The sequence below is a fragment of the Endozoicomonas sp. PH6C genome, from assembly GCF_059322965.1.
Genome location: NZ_CP185342.1, coordinates 2,797,733 through 2,817,147, shown reverse-complemented (window position 1 = coordinate 2,817,147; position 19,415 = coordinate 2,797,733). Strand labels below are relative to the sequence as shown.

Below are 19,415 nucleotides of genomic sequence, written 5' to 3'. Positions count from 1 at the left end.
GCAGATTAAATAACCATTCAGCAGTAAAAGAATAATTTATGGAAATAAAACTAGACGACCTAAAGGGTCAGGAAATTGCCCATCTGCTCCAGGACCACCTGGATGATATGTATAGTCACTCACCGGCAGAAAGCGTTCATGCCCTCGATATTGAGAGGTTGCGTTCGCAAGACATAACCTTCTGGTCCGCCTGGATAAACCGCAACCTGGCAGGTTGTGGTGCATTAAAAGCCCTCTCGCCCTCTGAAGGCGAAATCAAATCCATGAAAACCTCATCTGGCTTTCTCAGAAGAGGTGTAGCGTCCGCCCTCTTAAAAAATATCCTCAGTGAGGCAGAACGAAGACAATATAAGACCGTGTACCTGGAAACAGGCTCAATGAATCACTTCAAACCGGCCTGTGAGCTTTATGAACGCTTTGGTTTCGAGCCCTGTGCACCTTTTGGAGATTATCACGAAGACCCCAACAGCCTTTTCTTTTCAAAAAAACTGTGAACCCATAGCGCCCGGAATTCTGAGTGAATACCGGGTGGCTGGTTGCCTGAATCTTTATCATACCCTTGGAACAACACATCTCTTTTACAGTTCTCCCCACTGCGATAAAACTTTGAATAAATTGATCCGCCACAGGGTGACCCATGACTGATAAAATTGATCACTACCTGCATGACAAGCTGTCATAAGCCGTCATGGGTAGCCTTCTATACTGAGAGTGTCTTCTTTCAAAACACAATAAGGACAGCTCTACAGGGACTTAATCATGACCAGCAGCGTTGAAAACTGCCTCAATATACTTCGCCAGGACCTTCTTCAGGACATTCCCACAAGCCAGCAGACATCTGAGAATAAGCCTCTCTGGCTCGGAAGGCGTGTGGTCAGAAAAGTAAAGGGTTTCGGTCTTAAGCTGGCCGATATACTCAGGGGCCGGGGCTGGCTCAGTAATAAAAAGATCAATGAACGGGAAATTCGCGAATGCCGGTGGGCTCGAAGTGTTGCCGGGGCTGGACTGGTTGACCAGAATTTTTTTCCTGCCAACATTCCTCAGCAGGAGCTTGTTGAGCGCACCCGCCTCGCCCGGGAACTCTGGCAAAAAGACCCGTACAGTTTTGCTCTCTGGTGCATTGAAAACGATCAACCTTTCCCGGAACACTTTCTGGAGGCAGAGCTTATCCCCTGGCAGATGGAGCAATTTGCCAGCCTGGGCCTTAATCGCAATCATGCGGCCCGCATGTCCCTGCGTCTGAGCATTGCAGTTAAGCTGCTGCATCCCTCTGAAGCTGCTGGTCAAAGGGAAAACCTGTTAACCGTATTGCCCACAGATACCCCGGATGAGATTGAAAGAAAGGAGAAATATAACGAAAAACTTCTCAATCTCGATCATGATGAGGAATCAGCCGATATGTATCTGGACAGTTTTATTGGCAACTATACCCCCAGTGAACAGATCGAACTCCTCAAAGCCTGCCGGGATGAATTGGCGACCCACCCGGAAAGTCATCAGCTATCCGAGCAGAACCTGCTGAGAAAAGTGATCAGTGACCGTCAAAAGCAGGAGACCGCTCAATTTCTGAGCGAGCGACAAGGCAGTGATGACAACCTTGTCGACTTTGATACCGAACTGGACGAGAAAGGTCGTCCAAAAAAACCGTCATGACGATAACGTTTGTGGACTACACAATACGTCCGCCATCCATTCGGATCACTCGGTCCATGCGCTCCAGCATGGCCTTCTTATGAGTAATCATAATGACGGTTTTATCCCGGTATGCGTCCAGAATCAGATTCATCAAATGATCCTCACTGACCGGGTCCAGACCTTCACTGGCTTCATCCATAATCAACACTTCACCCTTTTTCAAGAGTGCCCGGGCTATTGCGAGCCTGCGCTGCTCACCACCGGAGAGAGCGATCCCAGCCTGTCCCAACCATAGATCCAGCAGGTTCTGTTCACCCTCAGCCGCCGCAAGACGATCCAGGCCTACCACTTTGACAGTTTCCAGTAGCTCACTGTCTTGCGCTTCGGGTCGGGCCATTTTCAGATTTTGCCTCAACGTTGTACTGAACACGTGGGTTTGCTGGGGAATCACCGTTAGTAATTGATAAAGTGAAGCCTCGGAATATTCATTAATAGCAATGCCACCCAGCTCGATACTGCCCTCAAAACCCGGTAGCTGCCGGGTCAGGATACGGATCAGTGTCGATTTACCACAGCCCGTTTTACCCAGTAACGCCAAGTGCTGACCCGCCGGAACATCAAGACTGATGCCATCCAGAATCATCGGCCCTGCTGTCGAAATTCCCGCAGCTACGGGGTATTGGAAACACAGATCCCGAAAAATGATATGACCCTTGAAGGCATCCGGAATGGTTTGATCACCAAACTCAATAGCTTCTTCTTCAAGGATCTCTGTCAGCCTCGCAGCGGCCAGTTGCGTGTTGCCGAGAAACTGGAAAGCACCCGGCAGAGGCATCAATGCCTCAAAGCCTGCCAGTACTGCAAAGACGGACATAACCATCACTGGTCCGGAAATAACGCCTTGCTGGTATTCCCCTGCAGCAAGATAGAGCATTATGACCGCTGAAATACCAGCCCCGGCCACCATCAACGCACCACCCAGCCCCTCCAGCCTTGACATTTTTCTCTGGATATAACTCAAATTTTGCCCGGTAACATCGATATGCTCCCTCATTCGGACTTCTGATCCATAAATTCTGGATTCGGCCATGCCCTGCAGATAATCCAGGGCTTTCTGTCTCAGCTCCCCCAGAAGTTTGCCCTGTGCCCGGCCACTCTTGAAACCCAGACGGTAGAACATCACCGGCAGAACGATCAACCAGACTCCCATCAGCAGCAGCGCCCCCTGAGCCAGAACAGGGCTAAAAAAGCTCAGCCCAAGAGAAAGCAGAATCACAACCAGCACCGCAGCAATAACCGGACTGAACAGTCTCAGATACAGCTGATCCAGGGCATCAACGTCCGCCACAAGGCGGTTCAGCAATTCAGCCTTACGATAACGTTTCAACTGAGTCAGAGAAAGTGGGAGCAGTTTTTCGAAAAACCAGCTTCTTAACCAGGCCAACAGTTTGAAGGTCGCATCGTGACTCACCAAACGTTCAAAGTAACGGGCAGCGGTACGACCGATTGAAAAACCTCTGACCCCGGCACCGGGAGAGAAGAAATCAAATCTCTGAGCGGTCACGACCGTCAGACCAGCCAAAGCTGTTGCCGTGATAAACCAACCTGACAGTGCCAGCAACCCAAGACTGAACAACAAGGTTGCCAGAGCCAAAAACATACCCACAGACAGTGCACTCCAGTGCCTGCGATAAAGCTTTAAATAAGGCAACAACTCACTCATCATCCAGACTCCCTGCTAAACCGGCCACAAAAGCTTGCACCACCGCAGACTGCTGCCTGAGGACACCGGGTTCACCATCAGCGACCAACTCCCCGTTTTCAAACATCAACACTCTGTCCATCGAATCTATCTGCTTGAGTCGGTGGGTGACAGTAATGACAGTGCATTGCGGATCGATGGCTTCCAGAGCATCCAGGACAAGACGCTCATTGTAGGCATCCAGGCTGGCCGTTGGCTCATCGAGAATTAACAGTTTTACCGGCTCGGCTATAGCTCTTGCCAAAGCTATCCGCTGTGCCTGCCCTACGGAAAGGTTGCCTCCCTGTTCTTGCAGCAGACTGTTCAGCCCTTCCGGTAGCTGTTCGACAATCTCCATAGCCTGAGCCTTTGCCAGAGCCCGATTGACCTGAGATTCATCCAGATCCCGACCAAATGAAACATTTTCATAGACCGAGCCATGAATAATCAGGGGCTGTTGGCCCAGCCAGGCAATTCTTTTGCGCCAGTCATCCATTGACAGGCTGGAGAGGTCTTCACCTGCGGCTCTGATTTTACCCTGGTAGTTCCAGAACCCCATGAGGGTATTTACCAGAGTCGACTTACCTGCCCCGCTGGGACCAATGATGGCCACTCGCTCGCCAGCTGCAATATCAAAAGAAACATCCCTGAGCAAAGCTCTGCCACCGGCACTGCCCTGAACCGTCAGACAATCAGCACTGAGTGAAACCGGCACGTCCATAGCCATTGAATTGCTGCCCTGATGCATCCCGGACTCTTTGCGCTCTAGCAGCTCAAGGATCAATTCTGCAGCACCCACCGCTTTTGACTTGGCGTGATAGTGCGTTCCCAGATCACGCAATGGCTGATAGAACTCAGGCGCCAGTAACAGTAGAAACAAGCCGGTATAGAGCGTGACCCCGGCACCATAACTGCCAAAATTCAGATAGCCCAGAAAGCTCATTCCCAGATAGACGGCGAGAATAGCAATGGAAACAGAAGCAAAAAACTCCAACACCGTAGAAGACAGAAAGGCCAGTCGCAGTACCTGCATGGTTTTGTGTCGAAAGTCCTCACTGGCCGATTTCAGCGACTGGTGCTCATGATGGGTCCGCTGAAATAACCTCAGCGTTTCCATGCCCTGCAAACGATCAAGGAAAAAACCACCCAGTCGGTCCAGGGCCCGGAAATTCCGTCGATTCGCTTCGGCAGCCTTCATCCCGACCAAGGCCATAAATACAGGAATCAAAGGGGCTGTTCCCAGGAAAATCAGACCGGCAGTCCAGTTCACTGGAAAGGCCACGATAAGTATGACCAGCGGAACCAGAACTGCCAGAGCCATTTGCGGAATGTAACGGGCAACAAAGTCCTGTAACTCTTCCACCTGCTCTACCACCATGGTCGACCAGCTACCAGCTGGCTGCTCTGCAATGACAAGAGGACCAAGAGCTTTCAGCTTATTGAGAATAGCTCCTCGAATAGTCTCCTTGACGATCAACCCGGCTCTGAACCCGGTGATCTCCCTGCCCCAATGGCAGAGTGCCCGAAGCAGGATAATCATAGCCGTCGTAATCAGGTCATGGATCAAAGACTCCCTGACTGCGCCTTCCATTACGATCTGATGAATAATTTTCGCCAGCAACCCAGCCTGAGCCAGAAACAACAGACCATTGATCAAGCCCAGTATGATGGCTACCAGCAACCAGTTCCGGGTAGGACTGAGCTGGCCAATCAACCATTTATAAGCCTGCTTCTCCGTAATACGACTCATAGCAGAGGACACAACCTGAGGGGGAAAAGAAGACTATTCTATCTGAACTCGGGTGGTTATACAGTCAGGCAACAGTAAATTACCGTCACTCTTCAGATGGAATGGCAATAATTCAATCCGGTTTCACCCAACCAGTCGTAAGTTAAAACGACTCAACGTATAATGACCTGCTTTTAACCCCTCTTCTCAGTGCTAATTCGGGTTACGATGCTGTCTAACATTCGCATTATTCTGATCAATACCTTTCATCCCGGAAACATTGGCTCCGCCGCCAGGGCCATGAAAACCATGGGACTCTCAAATCTTTGCCTGGTCTCCCCGCAACGATTCCCGGATCCGGATGCCGAATCCATGGCAGCAGGAGCCCAGAACGTTCTGGCAGCTGCCAGAGTATTTCAGACTCTGGATGAAGCGATTGCTGACTGCTCAATGGTAATAGGAACCAGTGCCCGCACCCGCAACCATACCTTTAACCGACCCATGCTGACGGCTGAAGTTTGTGCCGACAAGCTGGTTGCTGAAGCGGCCCGAAATCCGGTGGCACTGGTTTTTGGTCAGGAGACTATGGGGCTCACCAATCAGGAGCTGGAGAAATGTCATTATCATGTCTCCATTGATGCTAACCCTGAATACCCCGTGCTCAACGTGGCTTCTGCCATTCAGATTCTCTGCTACGACATTCGCAAGGCAGAATTGCGCGTGAGCCAGCCGGATTTCTCAGGCGACGAAGCAGAAGAATATCCACTGGCCCGTGAGCTTGAATATTTCTACGAGCACCTGGAAGAGACGCTCAACAACATCAACTTTATTATCAAACAGCACCCTGGTCTGGTAATGACCCGCCTTCGTCGTCTGTTTAACCGGGCCAGGCCTGAAGCCAAAGAACTGAATATGCTCAGAGGCATTCTTGCCGCTGTCCAAAAGTCAGTCAGCAGGGAAAATAGCCCCATCACAAAAGACAACGAATGACGTTTTGCAGGTCAGTGACAGGCTCTTAGCGGCAGGCTGTTAAACAATGCCGCCTTGAGAGCAGCAGGGGCGGCAAATGAAGAGCCTGTCAGCAATCGCCAGAATTTTTTAGGGTACTCAGTCATTTTTCGTGAATAGCCGGTCAGTCGATTTAAAGGAATATCTACACACTGGTCGCCATTGAGGTCATAACCAACGGGCTCACCTTCAGAATCATCAATACGGATGACTTCGTAGGCAGCCCGGGCGTAAGTATCAACAAAGGGATTATTAGCAACAAAGTGTTGCAATTCTGGTTCCACAGAGCCGACCGTGACTACATCATCCGCAAGAGAAAAAGTATTGATCATTCCTCTCCCGCCATTACCGGCTATGGTATAGACCTGTATACCCTGAGCAGTAAGTGCCTCCAGAGCCATTATAATCTGGTAAGTGGTTTTCCAGACTTCATCCGCCTGCCCCATCTCCCTGACTTTCTCCTTGTACTCTCCTGACCGCTGCAACTGAAGTGGCGCCTTGAATGTGCTGATCAACGTGGAAGACTCCCAGGAAAGAAGAACGGCATCAACGGGCTGTTTTTCGAAGCGAGCCAGAATATTCTGAAGGTTGACCAGGATTTCTGACATGGGCTTTTTCCCATCCAGAATCGGGTATTGGATAAACGTAATCTGAGGGTGAGACGCTATCATCCGAACCACATCACCATGATAAAAAGGCTCCCGACGTTCATCGTCGTCTAAGTCCATCATGCCATACAGCCAACCATGGAGAACCCGCTCTTCATCATTTTTAAAACCTTCGGCCGGAGGGAAAAAGCGATCAATGATCGCTACACGATAAACAGGTAACCGCACTTCGGCCTGAGTAAACAGACTCAACAGAACTATCGTAAAACCGGTAATCCATCGCATCGCAGCCTTTGCATCCTTTACTCATCCATCAGTAAAGTCATCGGCTTAAGGGCTTTTTTCTCAATGCGTGCTTATCAATAGAGAAGTGGGTTAACTCGAAACAAATGTTCAGGCACAATGTCCCTTCGTGAAAAACAGAACACCATGCTCGTCACCATAACTGCGTAATTAGAAGTAACCATTTAAGGAAAAAGAGTGTCCGAACAACGAGATTTCTCTGGCTTTGCATTGGGTATAATGGCCTTTACCATCTGGGGGCTGGTACCCATTTATTTCAAAGCTCTGGAACACGTACCTCCGCTGGAAGTATTGGGACACCGCGTATTCTGGTCAGCTTTATTGCTGCTGGCTCTACTGAAAATAACAGGTACGATTTCAGAGCTAAAGCAGATTTTCTCCAGTATCAAACTGTCGGGAACACTGACACTATCCGCTATTCTCGTTGGTGCAAACTGGTTGATCTTTATCTGGGGTGTGACCAATGACAGGATTCTTGAAACCAGTCTCGGTTATTACATCAACCCACTGTTTAATGTTCTTCTGGGCTATCTGTTTTTGAATGAAAAACTGTCACCGCTCAGACAGATTGCTATCCTGCTGGCTACTGTCGCTGTCATCTATCAGATACTGATGTTAGGTATTGTGCCCTGGGTTGCTTTTGCCCTGGCTATGTGTTTTGGCTTGTACGGACTGGTCAGGAAAAAGACTCAGGTGGAGGCTGTACCTGGCCTGGCTTTCGAAACTCTGATTCTGCTGCCAGTGACTCTGGGATATTTTTTCTGGCTCTACAAAAGTGGCAACCACAGTTTCCGTTTCTCGGACCCTCACACCAGTCTACTGTTGTCTCTGGCCGGATTGGTGACCACCGTCCCTCTGGTTTTGTTTATCACTGCGGCCAAAAAGCTGACATTAACCACTATCGGTATCCTGCAGTATCTTGGTCCATCCATTTCTTTTTTGGTTGGACTGTTCGTCTACAAAGAACAGGTGACTCAGGCTCAATTAATCACCTTTGGTCTGATCTGGCTGGCGCTCATTATTTTCACCTTTGATGGCTTGCGTAAAAAGTCATCTCCAATGAACCAGAAACCGAACCCAGTCAAGACTCAGAGCGCAGAGTAAATAACCCCCATTGCAATCGCGAGCCTGCCTGAGCAGGCTCATTTGCAATAGTATCAGGAAAAATTTACATCACTCCTGATTTTCCCATGACTGACTACGAACGACCGCTTTCTTCCAACCGTCGTAAAGTTTCAGACGATCTTCATCGGACATCGACGGAGCATAGACTCGATCAACGGAAACCTTATCCTTTAACTCATCAGTGCTTTTCCAGAAACCAACGGCCAGGCCCGCAAGATAGGCCGAACCTGCGGCAGTGGATTCTACAACTGTCGGGCGAACCACTTCAGTGTCGAGAATGTCAGACTGGAACTGCATCAAAAAGTTATTGGCTACCGCACCACCGTCGACGCGCAATTGTTTCATTTCAATTCCGGAATCCTGTTCCATTGCGTCAATCAGATCACGGGACTGATAAGCAATGGCTTCCAGTGTTGCACGAACTATGTGGTTACGGTTAGCTCCCCGGGTCAGGCCAAAGATCGCACCACGCGCGTAGGGATCCCAGTAAGGGGCACCCAGACCTACAAAAGCAGGCACTACATAAACACCGTTAGTGTCGTCGACTTTATTGGCGAAATATTCCGTGTCGGCAGCATCACGGATCAGTCCCAGTTCATCACGAAGCCACTGAACTGAAGCACCACCCATAAATACGGCACCTTCCAGAGCGTATTGCACTTTGCCATCAATACCGAAAGCTATGGTGGTCAGCAAACCGTTTTCTGATTTGACCGGCTCACTCCCCGTATTCATCAGCAGGAAGCATCCTGTGCCATAGGTATTCTTGGCCATACCTTTTTCATGACACATCTGGCCGAACAGAGCCGCCTGCTGATCCCCCGCAATACCGGCTACAGGAATGCGGGTACCGCCTTTTCCGCCAATGTTAGTCTGGCCATAAATTTCAGAGCTGGATTTCACTTCCGGTAACATAGAGGAAGGAATTCCCATAGCCTTCAGCAGGTTTTCGTCCCAGTCCAGTCTATTGATATCGTACAGCATGGTGCGCGAAGCATTGGAATAATCGGTGACATGGGCACGACCTTCGGTCAGCTTCCAGGTCAGCCAGGTATCGATAGTACCGAACAGCAGATCGCCGTTTTCAGCTTTTTCACGAGCACCTTCTACATTGTCCAGAATCCACTTGATTTTCGTTGCCGAAAAATAAGCATCCAGAACCAGACCGGTGGTTTCCCGGATATAGTTTTCCAGACCTTCTTTCTTCAGCTGTTCGCAGATTTCGGTTGTACGACGACACTGCCATACAATGGCGTTATAAACAGGGCGGCCAGTGTTCTTATCCCAAACGACAGTGGTTTCACGCTGATTGGTGATACCCAGAGCAGCGATTTCGTCAGAACGAATACCTGTTTTAGCCAGAACTTCCGTCAGCACAGAACTTTGGGTCGCCCAGATTTCCATTGGGTCGTGCTCAACCCAACCCGCCTGTGGGTAGTACTGGGTAAATTCACGCTGTGAAGTACCCACCATGTCACCGTCGTGATTAAAGATAATGGCTCGGGAGCTTGTAGTACCCTGGTCTAATGAAACAACGTATTTCTTCTCAGTCGTCATAATCAATCTTCTTTATCATTCAGCTCTGGGCTGATATCAGCAGTGCACCCAGTTAAGCCTGTTATACAAAACAGTGAAAAAGACCGCGCTTTCTATGTAACAGGGTGCGTAACGGGTTTTACCGTGTTATGTGGTTTTTATCTCTAATTGGCTCGATGTTGTCTCGGGCTCTAATTGTTTACCTAACAGGTTAATGTAAATCCATGCGCCAGCCATTGCGCCGCCGATCGGAGCCACTATTGGCACCCAAAAATAGGGATTGGCTCGAGCGCCGGTCAGAGCCACTTCACCCCAACCTGCCATATAGGTGAACAGCTTGGGACCAAAATCCCGGGCAGGGTTCATGGCAAAACCAGTCAGTGGGCCAAAAGCAGAACCAATGGTTGCAATCAGCAAACCGATCAGGAGGGCAGACAGCGCACCATTGGAGTCACCATTGTTGTTATCACCAATAGCCAGAATAACCCCCATCAGCACTGCAGTAATCACAAACTCCACAGCAAATGCCTGCATATTGCTCAGAGCACTGTGCGCATAGGTGGAAAAGATACCCGCTGTGGCCAGGCTCTCTTCGGAACCACGGACGATACCTTGAGACAGTTCAAAATCGGCAAACAGATTACTATAAAGAAAATAAACCAATGCAGCGGAACAGAAAGCACCCAAAATCTGGGCAAGGATGTAAGGCACAACCTTGTGCTTTTCGAAACCTTTAAACACAGTCAATGCTAAAGTGACTGCCGGGTTCAGATGAGCGCCGGAAACACCACCGGTTACGTATATCGCCATAGAGACGCCCAGCCCCCAGACAATAGAAATTTCCAGCTGACCAAAATCCGCGCCTGCCAGAACCAATGCGGCAACACAGCCAACACCGAAGAAAATCAGAAGGCCAACGCCAATAAACTCAGCCAGACATTCACCAAAGAAAGATTTTCGCATAAAAATGAGCTCCGCCCACGTAGGCATACATCCAAGATATTAATTGCGAGGCCTTATAAAAACTTGTTAATTTTTAGCAGCCCCGACAGCGGGCAGATTATTTCAAACAACAACAAAACTCATCAACGCCAAACCATTGATTTAAGTCAACCAATGTTCAAACATGTTCGTTTTTTTTCTAATCAGGTCCATCACTCCGCGCATAATGTAAAGAGTCAAGCATCTTGCTCTGCTATTTTTTCAATGTCGTGCCTTTCGTAGGGCCAGGGTGGAAAAATGTCAATGTTATTTCTGCAAAGGGTCAAAAAAGCCCACTAACGAACTTTTCCCAGCTGCCAGTACGCTTCCATTTCTTCCAGTGTTAACTGTTGAAACTCATGGCCTTCTTCAGCAGCCCTTAATTCCATGGTTCGAAAACGCTTCTCAAACTTGTCACTGGCTTTGCGCAATGACAAGTCCGCATCCACTGAAAGATGACGCGCAAGATTGACACAGGCAAACATCAGATCACCTATTTCTTCTGCAATCCGATCATTGCCCTGCTGTTCTCGCACAGCTTCACGAATTTCTTCCATTTCTTCCTGAATCTTGTCAAACACGGGTTCGACTTCTGGCCAGTCAAAACCGACCTTTGCAGCCGCTTTTTGCAGCTTGAACGCTCTTGTTAACGAGGGTAGAGCAGCCGGTAATTTTGACGGCATGACAGACTCTGAAGTCTTCTCCCCCCTTGCCAGTTTCTCTTTCTGCTTGATCGCCTGCCAACTTTCAACGACTTGATCGGAAGTGGTGTCATCATTCGGCGACATTCTGGATTCCAGGGTTCCGTCAGGGAAAACATGGGGATGACGACGCACCATTTTCTCCACCAGACCAGCAGCGACCTGATGAAAATCAAAGAGCCCGGCCTCTTCTGCCATTCTTGAATGAAACACTACCTGAAACAGCAAATCACCGAGTTCTTCACGAAGGTTTTCAAAATCCTCGCTGGCAATGGCCTCCAGAACTTCACAGGTCTCTTCCAGTGTATAGGGGGCTATAGTCGTAAAGTTCTGCTCCAGATCCCAGGGGCAACCAGCTTCGGGGTCCCGAAGCCTGCTCATAAGATACAGCATATCCTCCAGGCTACTCTGACTCATCTGCCTTCCTTGCGATAACGCGCAACTTCGACCACGTTGGGCAGCTGATTGACTTTAGCCAGGACTTTACTCAGTTGCTGCAGACTCTGAACTTCAACCGTCAACAACATATTGGCAATGTTGTCTTCCTTGCTGGTTCGCGTCTGTACTGAGAGAACATTGACACGCTCATTAGCCAGAACAATGGTAATATCGCGCAGCAGCCCTGAGCGGTCATAGGCGGTGATGATAATTTCCACCGGGTACATGTATTCCGGAGAATAGCCCCAGTTCACCTCTATCAGTCTTTCCGGTTCCAGCTCCTGAAGATTCAGGGCGTTATTGCAGTCCTGTCGGTGAATGGTGACACCACGGCCGATCGTGATATAGCCTATGATGGGATCACCGGGCACCGGTTGACAGCAGCCGGCCATCTGGGTCATCAGATTACCCACCCCGTCAATGGTGATAGTACTGTCTGACACTTTTTCCTGAGGTGCCCGGGTACGTATCTCAAACTCTTTTTCTGCTTCCGGCTCCAGCTCTCTTTGAGCCAGGGCTACGGCCTGGGTGACACGATAATCGCCAGCTCCGATGGCTGCGTACATATCATCCATTTCCTTAAAGGGCGTCTGAGGCAGGAGATCGTTGAAATCAACACCCGTCAGAGCCAGACGTTTAAGCTCAGCGTTGAGCTGACTACTGCCATCAACAATATTGGAGTCGCGATCCTGCTTTTTCAGCCAGTTGGTAATTTTGGCTCTTGCCCGATTGGTATTGACATAACCGAGATCCGGGTTGAGCCAGTCACGACTGGGTTGAACATTGGGTCCGGTCAGAATTTCTACCTGATCTCCGGTTTTAAGATTGTGATTCAGAGGCACAATGCGGCCTCCCACCTTAGCGCCGCGACACTTCAAACCCACTTCTGAATGAATTCTGAAAGCAAAATCAATGGGCGTAGCACCCAGAGACAGATCCACTACATGACCTGCTTTTGTGAACACATAAATACGATCCGGCTCGACATCAGAACGCCACTCTTCAGCGATGCCTCCCAGATCACCCAGCTCTTCATGCCACTCCATAACATTACGCAGCCAGTTGAGCTTTTCTTCATAACTGTCACTTTTGGTATTAACGTCGGTGCCCTTGTACTTCCAGTGGGCACAAACACCCAGCTCAGCTTCTTCATGCATCGCTTCGGTTCGAATCTGTACCTCAAGCGTTTTGCCTTCCGGTCCAAAGACCGCTGTGTGCAGGGAGCGATAACCATTTTCCTTGGGCGTTGCGATGTAATCATCGAATTCCTGAGGGATATGATTAAACAGAGAGTGCACAACACCCAGAGCCGCGTAGCAATCCCTGACTTCTCTGGTAATCACCCGAAAAGCACGAATGTCATAAAGGTCCCTGAAGTCCAGCCCCTTGCGTTTCATTTTTCGCCAGATGCTGTAGATGTGTTTCGCGCGACCATAAACATTGGCTTCTATCTGAGCTTCACCCAGCGCTTGCCTGAGTTGATCGACAACATGGTCAATATATTGCTGGCGATCGGTTCTTTTCTCATCCAGCAGGCGGGCAATACGTTTGTAATCCTGAGGATTCAGATAGCGGAAGGAAAGATCTTCCAGCTCCCACTTGATATAACCGATACCCAGGCGGTGAGCCAGGGGGGCATAGATTTCAAAAACCTCACGGGCCACCCGGCGGCGCTTGTCTTTATCAGCATCTCTCAAAGCTCTGATGGCACAGGTACGCTCTGCCAGCTTGAGCAGTGCTACCCGAACATCGTCAATAATAGAAACCAGCATCTTGCGGACTTTTTCCAGCTGGTCCTGACTCTGATCCAGCACCTGGGTTCTGGCCGGGTTCAGGAGTTCACTGATGGCGGCCATACCCTGAACATCTTTAATCAGACGAACGACGGTCTTGCCGAAGTCTTCTTCCACCTGTTTCATGGACAGTCTGTGTTCACGAACAGCCCGATAGAGAGCAGCAGCCACCAGCGTTTCAGTATCCAGCCTCAGCTCTGCAAGGATTTCAACCATCTCAAGGCCGGTACGAAAACAACCCAAACCTGTAGGCCAGACAGTATCTGCCTGCTGACGAGCCTCAAGCTCGGCCCAACGACTGAGTTCACAGGCAGCCCTGAGGCGATCCGTACCGGTCACACCAAAGCTTTCCTGCATACGCACCAGCCAGGCATCCAAATCGATGGAGCCATCAAAGCGAACGGGATGATCTTCTCTTACCTTTACCATGCAAGTTTTCCACTTATTTCTTCGGAGGCACTGCCTGAATGAAGGGATCTCCTGAATCAGGACTGTTTAAAAAGTGCCATGGATTCGACATGCCCGGTTTGCGGGAACATGTCCATCACGCCTAATCTGACCAGCTTGAACCCCTGTTGGGCGAGGGCTCCGGCATCTCTGGCCAGGGTTGCAGGGTTGCACGAGATATAAAGCAACCGATCGGGTATATGACCTTTCATGTGTTCAATAATTTCAATAGCACCGGTTCTGGGAGGGTCCAGCAACATGGCGTCGTAATGTTGATGCAACCAGCCCTCCCCTGACTTGTTCCCCTCAACCAGCGCAGCAAGGTTGGCCTGATAAAAGTGAGTGTTTTTCAGACCATTCAGACCGGCATTGAATACAGCTCTCTCAACAGCCCCCGCACTGCCCTCGACACCAACGACAGAAGTTGTCTTTCTGGCCATTGCCAGAGAAAAATTGCCAAGACCACAAAAAAGATCCAGCACCCGGTCTTGCGGTGTCAATTCCAGCCAATCCAGAGCCTGTGCCACCATTTGACGATTAACAGGCCAGTTGACCTGGGTAAAGTCTGTTGGCCTGAACTGAAACCTAAGATCCATCTCCGGTATCCGGTAGTACAGCCAGGGATCAGCCACCGGAGAGTAGAGGCAACGGGTAAGCTTCTCATCCCCCATCAGGTACAGGTGCAATTGCTGCTCCCGGGCCATTGCTTCCAGCCTGTTCAAATTCTCGGGCGGCAACCCTCTGGTGTGTCTGAGCAGAATGGCGCGGCCGGAATCAGCCAGCAACAGTTCAGCATGACTGATCGCTTCTCGCTGATTCAGTTCTGGTAAACATTCTCGCAGCAACGCCGGTAGTGACTGCAAGGGTTCTGCCAGGACCGGACACTCACGAACATCGACAATCTGTTTACTGCTTTTCTCCCTGAACCCGAGTGATAAGTGGCCCTTCTTCCAGAGGATCGACAAACGGGCACGATAACGATAACCATAGGGTTGAGAAGCCAGAGGTTCAGCTATTGCCATGGGCGTCAGCGACGAAAACCGCTGCAACTGATCCAGTACAATACTTTGTTTGCCCTGAAGCTGACCCTCATGGGACCAGTATTGCAGGCTGCAGCCACCACAGACTTTAAAATGTCGGCAGGGAGGAGAGACGCGCTCATCTGAAGCAGACTCTATATCAGTGGCCCGACCACTGCTGAAACGACGTCGATCTTCTGTCAGCAGGACCGAAACCTGCTCCCCGGGAAGCGCCCCTTCGACAAAAAGGGTTTTGCCTTTTAATCGGGCAAGACCCCGACCATCATGGGAAAGACCCTGTACAAGAACTTCTCCAACGACCCGACGTCTGGCGCCCGGAGAAGCCTTCTGAGATCGCATGAAACTGTATCCTTCAGATTCAGAAATACACACGCAGCCTGTCAACGAAACAACACACCCCCTCACAACAAGAAGCAGTGCCGGAGTGAATAACGCTGTATTTTCACGGGAGTAGCTGCGTAAAAATTAATACCGTTGAGAATTGTACCTACAGCTGTATAAAATTTCAGTACTGGAGAGCAATGACTGTGTAAATGTTTTTTGAACCCGCTTTTAGACGACACAGTCAATGCGTTGATTCCCCTATCGGTTAAAGACGTTGGTAGAAAGATAACGATCACCCCGGTCACAGATAATGCAGACGATGGTGGCATTTTCCACTTCTTCAGCCAGTCTTAATGCTCCCGCAACAGAGCCACCGGAAGATACACCGCAGAATATACCTTCTTTTTTGGCCAGGGTTTTCATGGTTTCTTCGGCTTCGGACTGATGGATATCCATCACTCTGTCTACACGACTGTCATCGAATATTTCCGGCAGGTATTCCGGTCGCCAGCGCCGAATACCGGGAATGCTGGCTCCATCAGCAGGTTGCAGACCTACAATCTGGATATCCGGGTTCTGTTCTTTCAGGAACCTTGAGGTACCCATGATGGTGCCGGTAGTACCCATGGAGCTGACAAAGTGGGTGATCTCACCACCAGTCTGCTGCCAGATTTCAGGGCCGGTGCCTTTGTAATGCGCCAGAGGATTATCCTGATTCGCGAACTGGTTGAGCACTTTGCCCAGACCTTGCTTTTCCAATTCCAGCGCCAGATCCCGGGCCCCTTCCATACCCTCTTCCCTGCTCACCATTTTAAGCTCTGCACCATAAGCAGTCATGGCACCCTTGCGTTCTTCGCTCATGTTATCGGGCATGATCAGAATCATTCGATAACCCTTGATAGCAGCAGCCATGGCCAGTGCTATACCGGTGTTGCCACTGGTCGCTTCGATCAGATTATCACCGGGCTTGATGACGCCCCTGGCTTGCGCCTCAGATATCATGGAGAGCGCAGGACGATCCTTGACCGATCCCGCAGGGTTATTCCCTTCCATCTTCAACAGAATAGTGTTCCCCCGCCCGGCAGAAAGTCTCTGCAGCCGAATAAGAGGAGTGTTGCCTACCAGCGACTCGATTGTGGGGTAATCCATACTCTCTAAACCAAAACTTCCTAAACCAAAACTTCCAAAACTGACACATAACTCTTATGATGCCCCCAGCATAAATGATAATAATCCAGTCTGTACAATTATTACTTATGAAAACATCTTTCCAGACTGTCCAGCGCAGGATTCTGGTTTTGGCACTGCTGCCAGGCACCCTCATCTCTGCCCTTATGTGCAGCCTTTACCTCTGGGCACATTTATCCGGACTTGACCAGCAGCTGATCACGAAAGCCACAGATATGACTCGCAAGCTGGCGACGCTTGTAGTTTATTCAATAGAAAGCGGTGGGATGCAGAACACCCGTGATCTGGCGGTCCGGATTCTGGATGATACTGATATCAGGGCAGTCAGCCTGCTCGATCGAAATGGCAGGGAATTACTCCATACCGGCCCCAACCTGCTCCCTATAGGCATGGATCAACCACTTCCCGACACTCTGACTCTTTTCACCACCCGGGATACTTTAAGAGCTATTACCCCTGTGGTTCGACTCGGTGGTGATTCGACTGAAACCCTTGGCTGGCTGCAGATTGAATACGCTTATTCGGAAACACGTATACAGAAACACAGAGCCACGCTTGTGGCCGTTATTCTGCTGGCTCTGGCTATTGGCACTGTCCTGTCTCTCTACATGAAGCTGTCCCGCTCCCTGATCAACCCCATGCGATCCATCGCCGATGCCATGGATAAAATCGATGCAGATGATCAGGGTAGCCGACTGGAAGCCTCTCCCGGGAGTCTCTATTTTACTCTGGAGCTGGCAATCAACAGACTGCTGGAGCGGCTCACTCACTCCCGGGAGGTATTGCAAAGAAGCGCTGACTTATCCACCAATGAATTACACGAAACCCTGGAAACCATAGAAATCCAGAATGTTGAGTTGGACCTGGCCCGAAAAGAAGCCCTTGAAGCCTATAAGAGTAAAAGTGAATTTCTGGCCAATATGAGCCATGAAATTCGGACACCTCTAAACGGTATTTCCGGCTACACTGCCCTGCTGCTTGAAACGGAACTTAAATCACAGCAAAGGGAGTATCTGTGCACTATTGAGAAATCTGCCCAGGGTCTGATGACCATGCTGAATGACATTCTCGATTTCTCCAGAATCGAGGCAGGCAAGCTCGAACTGGACAATCAGCAACTCAGTATCCGGGAAGTGATCGACGATGTCCTGGCTATTATGGCCCCTGCGGCACACCATAAATCGCTGGAACTGGTCAGTTTCATTTATGAAGATACTCCTGAAGATATCATTGGCGACAAGCTGCGGCTCTCCCAGATTCTGACCAACCTGGTAAGCAACGCCATCAAGTTCACCAATTACGGCAGTGTCGCCATTCGAGTCATGCTGGAGCAAGTGGATGACGCTGACATCCATACACTTAAGTTTACCGTCACAGATACTGGTTCAGGGCTGACGTCTGAACAGCACTCCCGCATTTTCAAATCTTTCTCTCAGGCTGACTCCAGCAGAACACGACAAGCCGGTGGTACTGGTTTGGGACTCGCCATCAGCAAAAGTCTTGTAGAACAGATGCAGGGGGAAATCGGACTCGATTCTGATCTGGGCAGAGGCTCTACTTTCTGGTTTACCATTCGAGTCCGCTCGATAAAAGATGAGAGCGTTCAGTTTAAGCCGGAGCCCTTACCCGGCTGTCGTCATTTATTATTATACGAGCCTCAGGAACTCTCCAGACTTTCCATTGGGCATCAGGCACAGAGCCTGGGATTAAAAGTCACTTCTTTTCAGTCTTTGTCAGAACTGCAGACTTACGTTGAAACTCATAACAACCATGACCTGCTTCTGCTGAGCCAGGGTGACGATCATCTGCAGCGCACCCTGAAAATCGCCGTAAACTATCTCCAGCAAAGCCCGGTTCTGATTCTTGCCGTGGCCGGTAGCAGCAACCTGCTGGATACGCTGCCCTCAGGGATTCACTGCCTCCTTAAACCCGTAGCCAGAAACAAGCTCTTGCGGGCGATTAAAGGGATGACTTCGAACCCCGCCCCCGGAGCCGATGTCATGCAGCCTGCCAAAGCAGTGTTTGAAAAAAAACTGGATATCCTGATCGTGGATGATAATGAGGTCAACCTTAAGCTATTGGAAACCATTCTGTTAAAAATGGATCAGTCTGTAGTCACTGCCAAAAATGGTTTTGAAGCCATTGAATGTTGCCATCAGAAAATCTTCGACCTGATACTGATGGATGTTCAGATGCCTGAGATTGATGGCTTGGAAACGACTCGTCGAATCAGAAATATCAACACTATTTACAACCGTATTCCTATTATTGCTGTGACTGCCCACGCACTGCCTGAAGAACGCAAGCAGATCCTGCAAAGCGGGATGGACGACTATATGACCAAGCCCGTCAACACCCGTCAGCTGGTCTCTACCATCAGTCACTGGACAGGCAATTCAGTGCAGGCACCGGATGACCCGACTGAAGAGAGCCTATCCGTTCAGCTAGAGCCTGACTCCTCACCAATAGACGTGGAGAAGAGCATACAACTGGCAGCCGGCAACCGGGAACTGGCCAGAGAAATGCTGGACATGCTGCTTGATGGTTTGCCAGAGGATTTGCAGACCATCGAAGAGAGCTTCCGAAACCATCTCCATGAGCCGTTACTGGATCGGGTTCACAGACTTCACGGAGCTTGCCGATATTGCGCGGCACCAAAACTTCTGAAAGCCTGTCTGGAGCTTGAAACCAGCCTCAAACAGAGTACCCACCTCAATTCAAGCCCTATTATTCATGGTGTTGAAGAAGTGATTAAAGCCATTAAAGAGCTTCTGGACTGGCAGCGGTCGAAGGAAGCAGTAGCTATTGCATGAGGGCT

General features: G+C 49.8%; 14 protein-coding genes. 5 read left to right on the top strand and 9 right to left on the bottom strand.

Annotation, left to right across the window (positions count from 1 at the left end; translation table 11 throughout):
- Positions 1-38 precede the first annotated feature (38 nt).
- Together ACOMG9_RS10535 and ACOMG9_RS10530 are read left to right on the top strand one after the other, a co-directional pair.
- On the top strand, positions 39-494 hold the full coding sequence (locus ACOMG9_RS10535) for a GNAT family N-acetyltransferase (RefSeq protein ID WP_448216855.1): 456 nt from the start codon (positions 39-41) through the stop codon (positions 492-494).
- A gap of 265 nt (positions 495-759) precedes the next feature.
- Positions 760-1,653, top strand: a complete 894-nt coding sequence (locus ACOMG9_RS10530; protein WP_448216854.1) for a hypothetical protein — start codon at positions 760-762, stop codon at positions 1,651-1,653.
- A 16-nt stretch (positions 1,654-1,669) separates the two neighbouring features.
- Here ACOMG9_RS10530 and cydC read toward each other — a convergent pair whose 3' ends face one another.
- Together cydC and cydD are read right to left on the bottom strand one after the other, a co-directional pair.
- Complete coding sequence (cydC, locus tag ACOMG9_RS10525) at positions 1,670-3,361, bottom strand: heme ABC transporter ATP-binding protein/permease CydC (protein WP_448216853.1); 1,692 nt, start codon at positions 3,359-3,361, stop codon at positions 1,670-1,672.
- Entirely contained in the window at positions 3,351-5,126 is a 1,776-nt protein-coding gene (cydD, locus tag ACOMG9_RS10520; RefSeq protein WP_448216852.1) for a heme ABC transporter permease/ATP-binding protein CydD, read from the bottom strand. The genes cydC and cydD overlap by 11 nt, the downstream gene beginning before the upstream one ends.
- Before the next feature lie 207 nt (positions 5,127-5,333).
- Here cydD and trmJ point away from each other — a divergent pair, with 207 nt between their 5' ends.
- A complete protein-coding gene (gene trmJ, locus ACOMG9_RS10515) occupies positions 5,334-6,095 on the top strand; it encodes a tRNA (cytosine(32)/uridine(32)-2'-O)-methyltransferase TrmJ (RefSeq protein WP_448216851.1) in 762 nt (253 codons plus the stop codon).
- An 11-nt stretch (positions 6,096-6,106) separates the two neighbouring features.
- Here the strand turns inward: trmJ and ACOMG9_RS10510 are convergent, their stop codons facing one another.
- Entirely contained in the window at positions 6,107-7,006 is a 900-nt protein-coding gene (locus ACOMG9_RS10510) for a hypothetical protein (protein ID WP_494530232.1), read from the bottom strand.
- Positions 7,007-7,201: 195 nt separating this feature from the next.
- On the opposite strand from ACOMG9_RS10510, the gene rarD reads away from it, so the two are divergent.
- Positions 7,202-8,128 carry an EamA family transporter RarD gene (gene rarD / locus ACOMG9_RS10505; RefSeq protein WP_448216849.1) on the top strand — a complete coding sequence of 309 codons (927 nt, stop codon included), beginning with the start codon at positions 7,202-7,204 and terminating at the stop codon, positions 8,126-8,128.
- A 69-nt stretch (positions 8,129-8,197) separates the two neighbouring features.
- On the opposite strand, the gene glpK is transcribed toward rarD, so the two are convergent.
- From glpK to cysM, 6 genes are all read right to left on the bottom strand, one after another.
- Complete coding sequence (glpK, locus tag ACOMG9_RS10500; RefSeq protein WP_448216848.1) at positions 8,198-9,706, bottom strand: glycerol kinase GlpK; 1,509 nt, start codon at positions 9,704-9,706, stop codon at positions 8,198-8,200.
- Positions 9,707-9,832: 126 nt separating this feature from the next.
- A complete protein-coding gene (locus tag ACOMG9_RS10495; RefSeq protein ID WP_422133569.1) occupies positions 9,833-10,648 on the bottom strand; it encodes an MIP/aquaporin family protein in 816 nt (271 codons plus the stop codon).
- A 314-nt stretch (positions 10,649-10,962) separates the two neighbouring features.
- The gene (gene mazG / locus ACOMG9_RS10490) at positions 10,963-11,784 is read right to left on the bottom strand and encodes a nucleoside triphosphate pyrophosphohydrolase (protein WP_448216847.1); all 822 of its coding nucleotides are present in this window, start codon (positions 11,782-11,784) and stop codon (positions 10,963-10,965) included.
- Positions 11,781-14,027 carry a GTP diphosphokinase gene (relA, locus tag ACOMG9_RS10485; RefSeq protein ID WP_422133567.1) on the bottom strand — a complete coding sequence of 749 codons (2,247 nt, stop codon included), beginning with the start codon at positions 14,025-14,027 and terminating at the stop codon, positions 11,781-11,783. The genes mazG and relA overlap by 4 nt, the downstream gene beginning before the upstream one ends.
- A gap of 56 nt (positions 14,028-14,083) precedes the next feature.
- Positions 14,084-15,424, bottom strand: coding sequence for a 23S rRNA (uracil(1939)-C(5))-methyltransferase RlmD (gene rlmD, locus ACOMG9_RS10480; RefSeq protein ID WP_494530231.1), 1,341 nt, complete (start codon positions 15,422-15,424; stop codon positions 14,084-14,086).
- Between the two features lie 243 nt (positions 15,425-15,667).
- Positions 15,668-16,558, bottom strand: a complete 891-nt coding sequence (gene cysM / locus ACOMG9_RS10475) for a cysteine synthase CysM (RefSeq protein ID WP_448216845.1) — start codon at positions 16,556-16,558, stop codon at positions 15,668-15,670.
- A gap of 149 nt (positions 16,559-16,707) precedes the next feature.
- Here cysM and ACOMG9_RS10470 point away from each other — a divergent pair, with 149 nt between their 5' ends.
- On the top strand, positions 16,708-19,410 hold the full coding sequence (locus ACOMG9_RS10470) for a response regulator (RefSeq protein WP_448216844.1): 2,703 nt from the start codon (positions 16,708-16,710) through the stop codon (positions 19,408-19,410).
- Positions 19,411-19,415 lie beyond the last annotated feature (5 nt).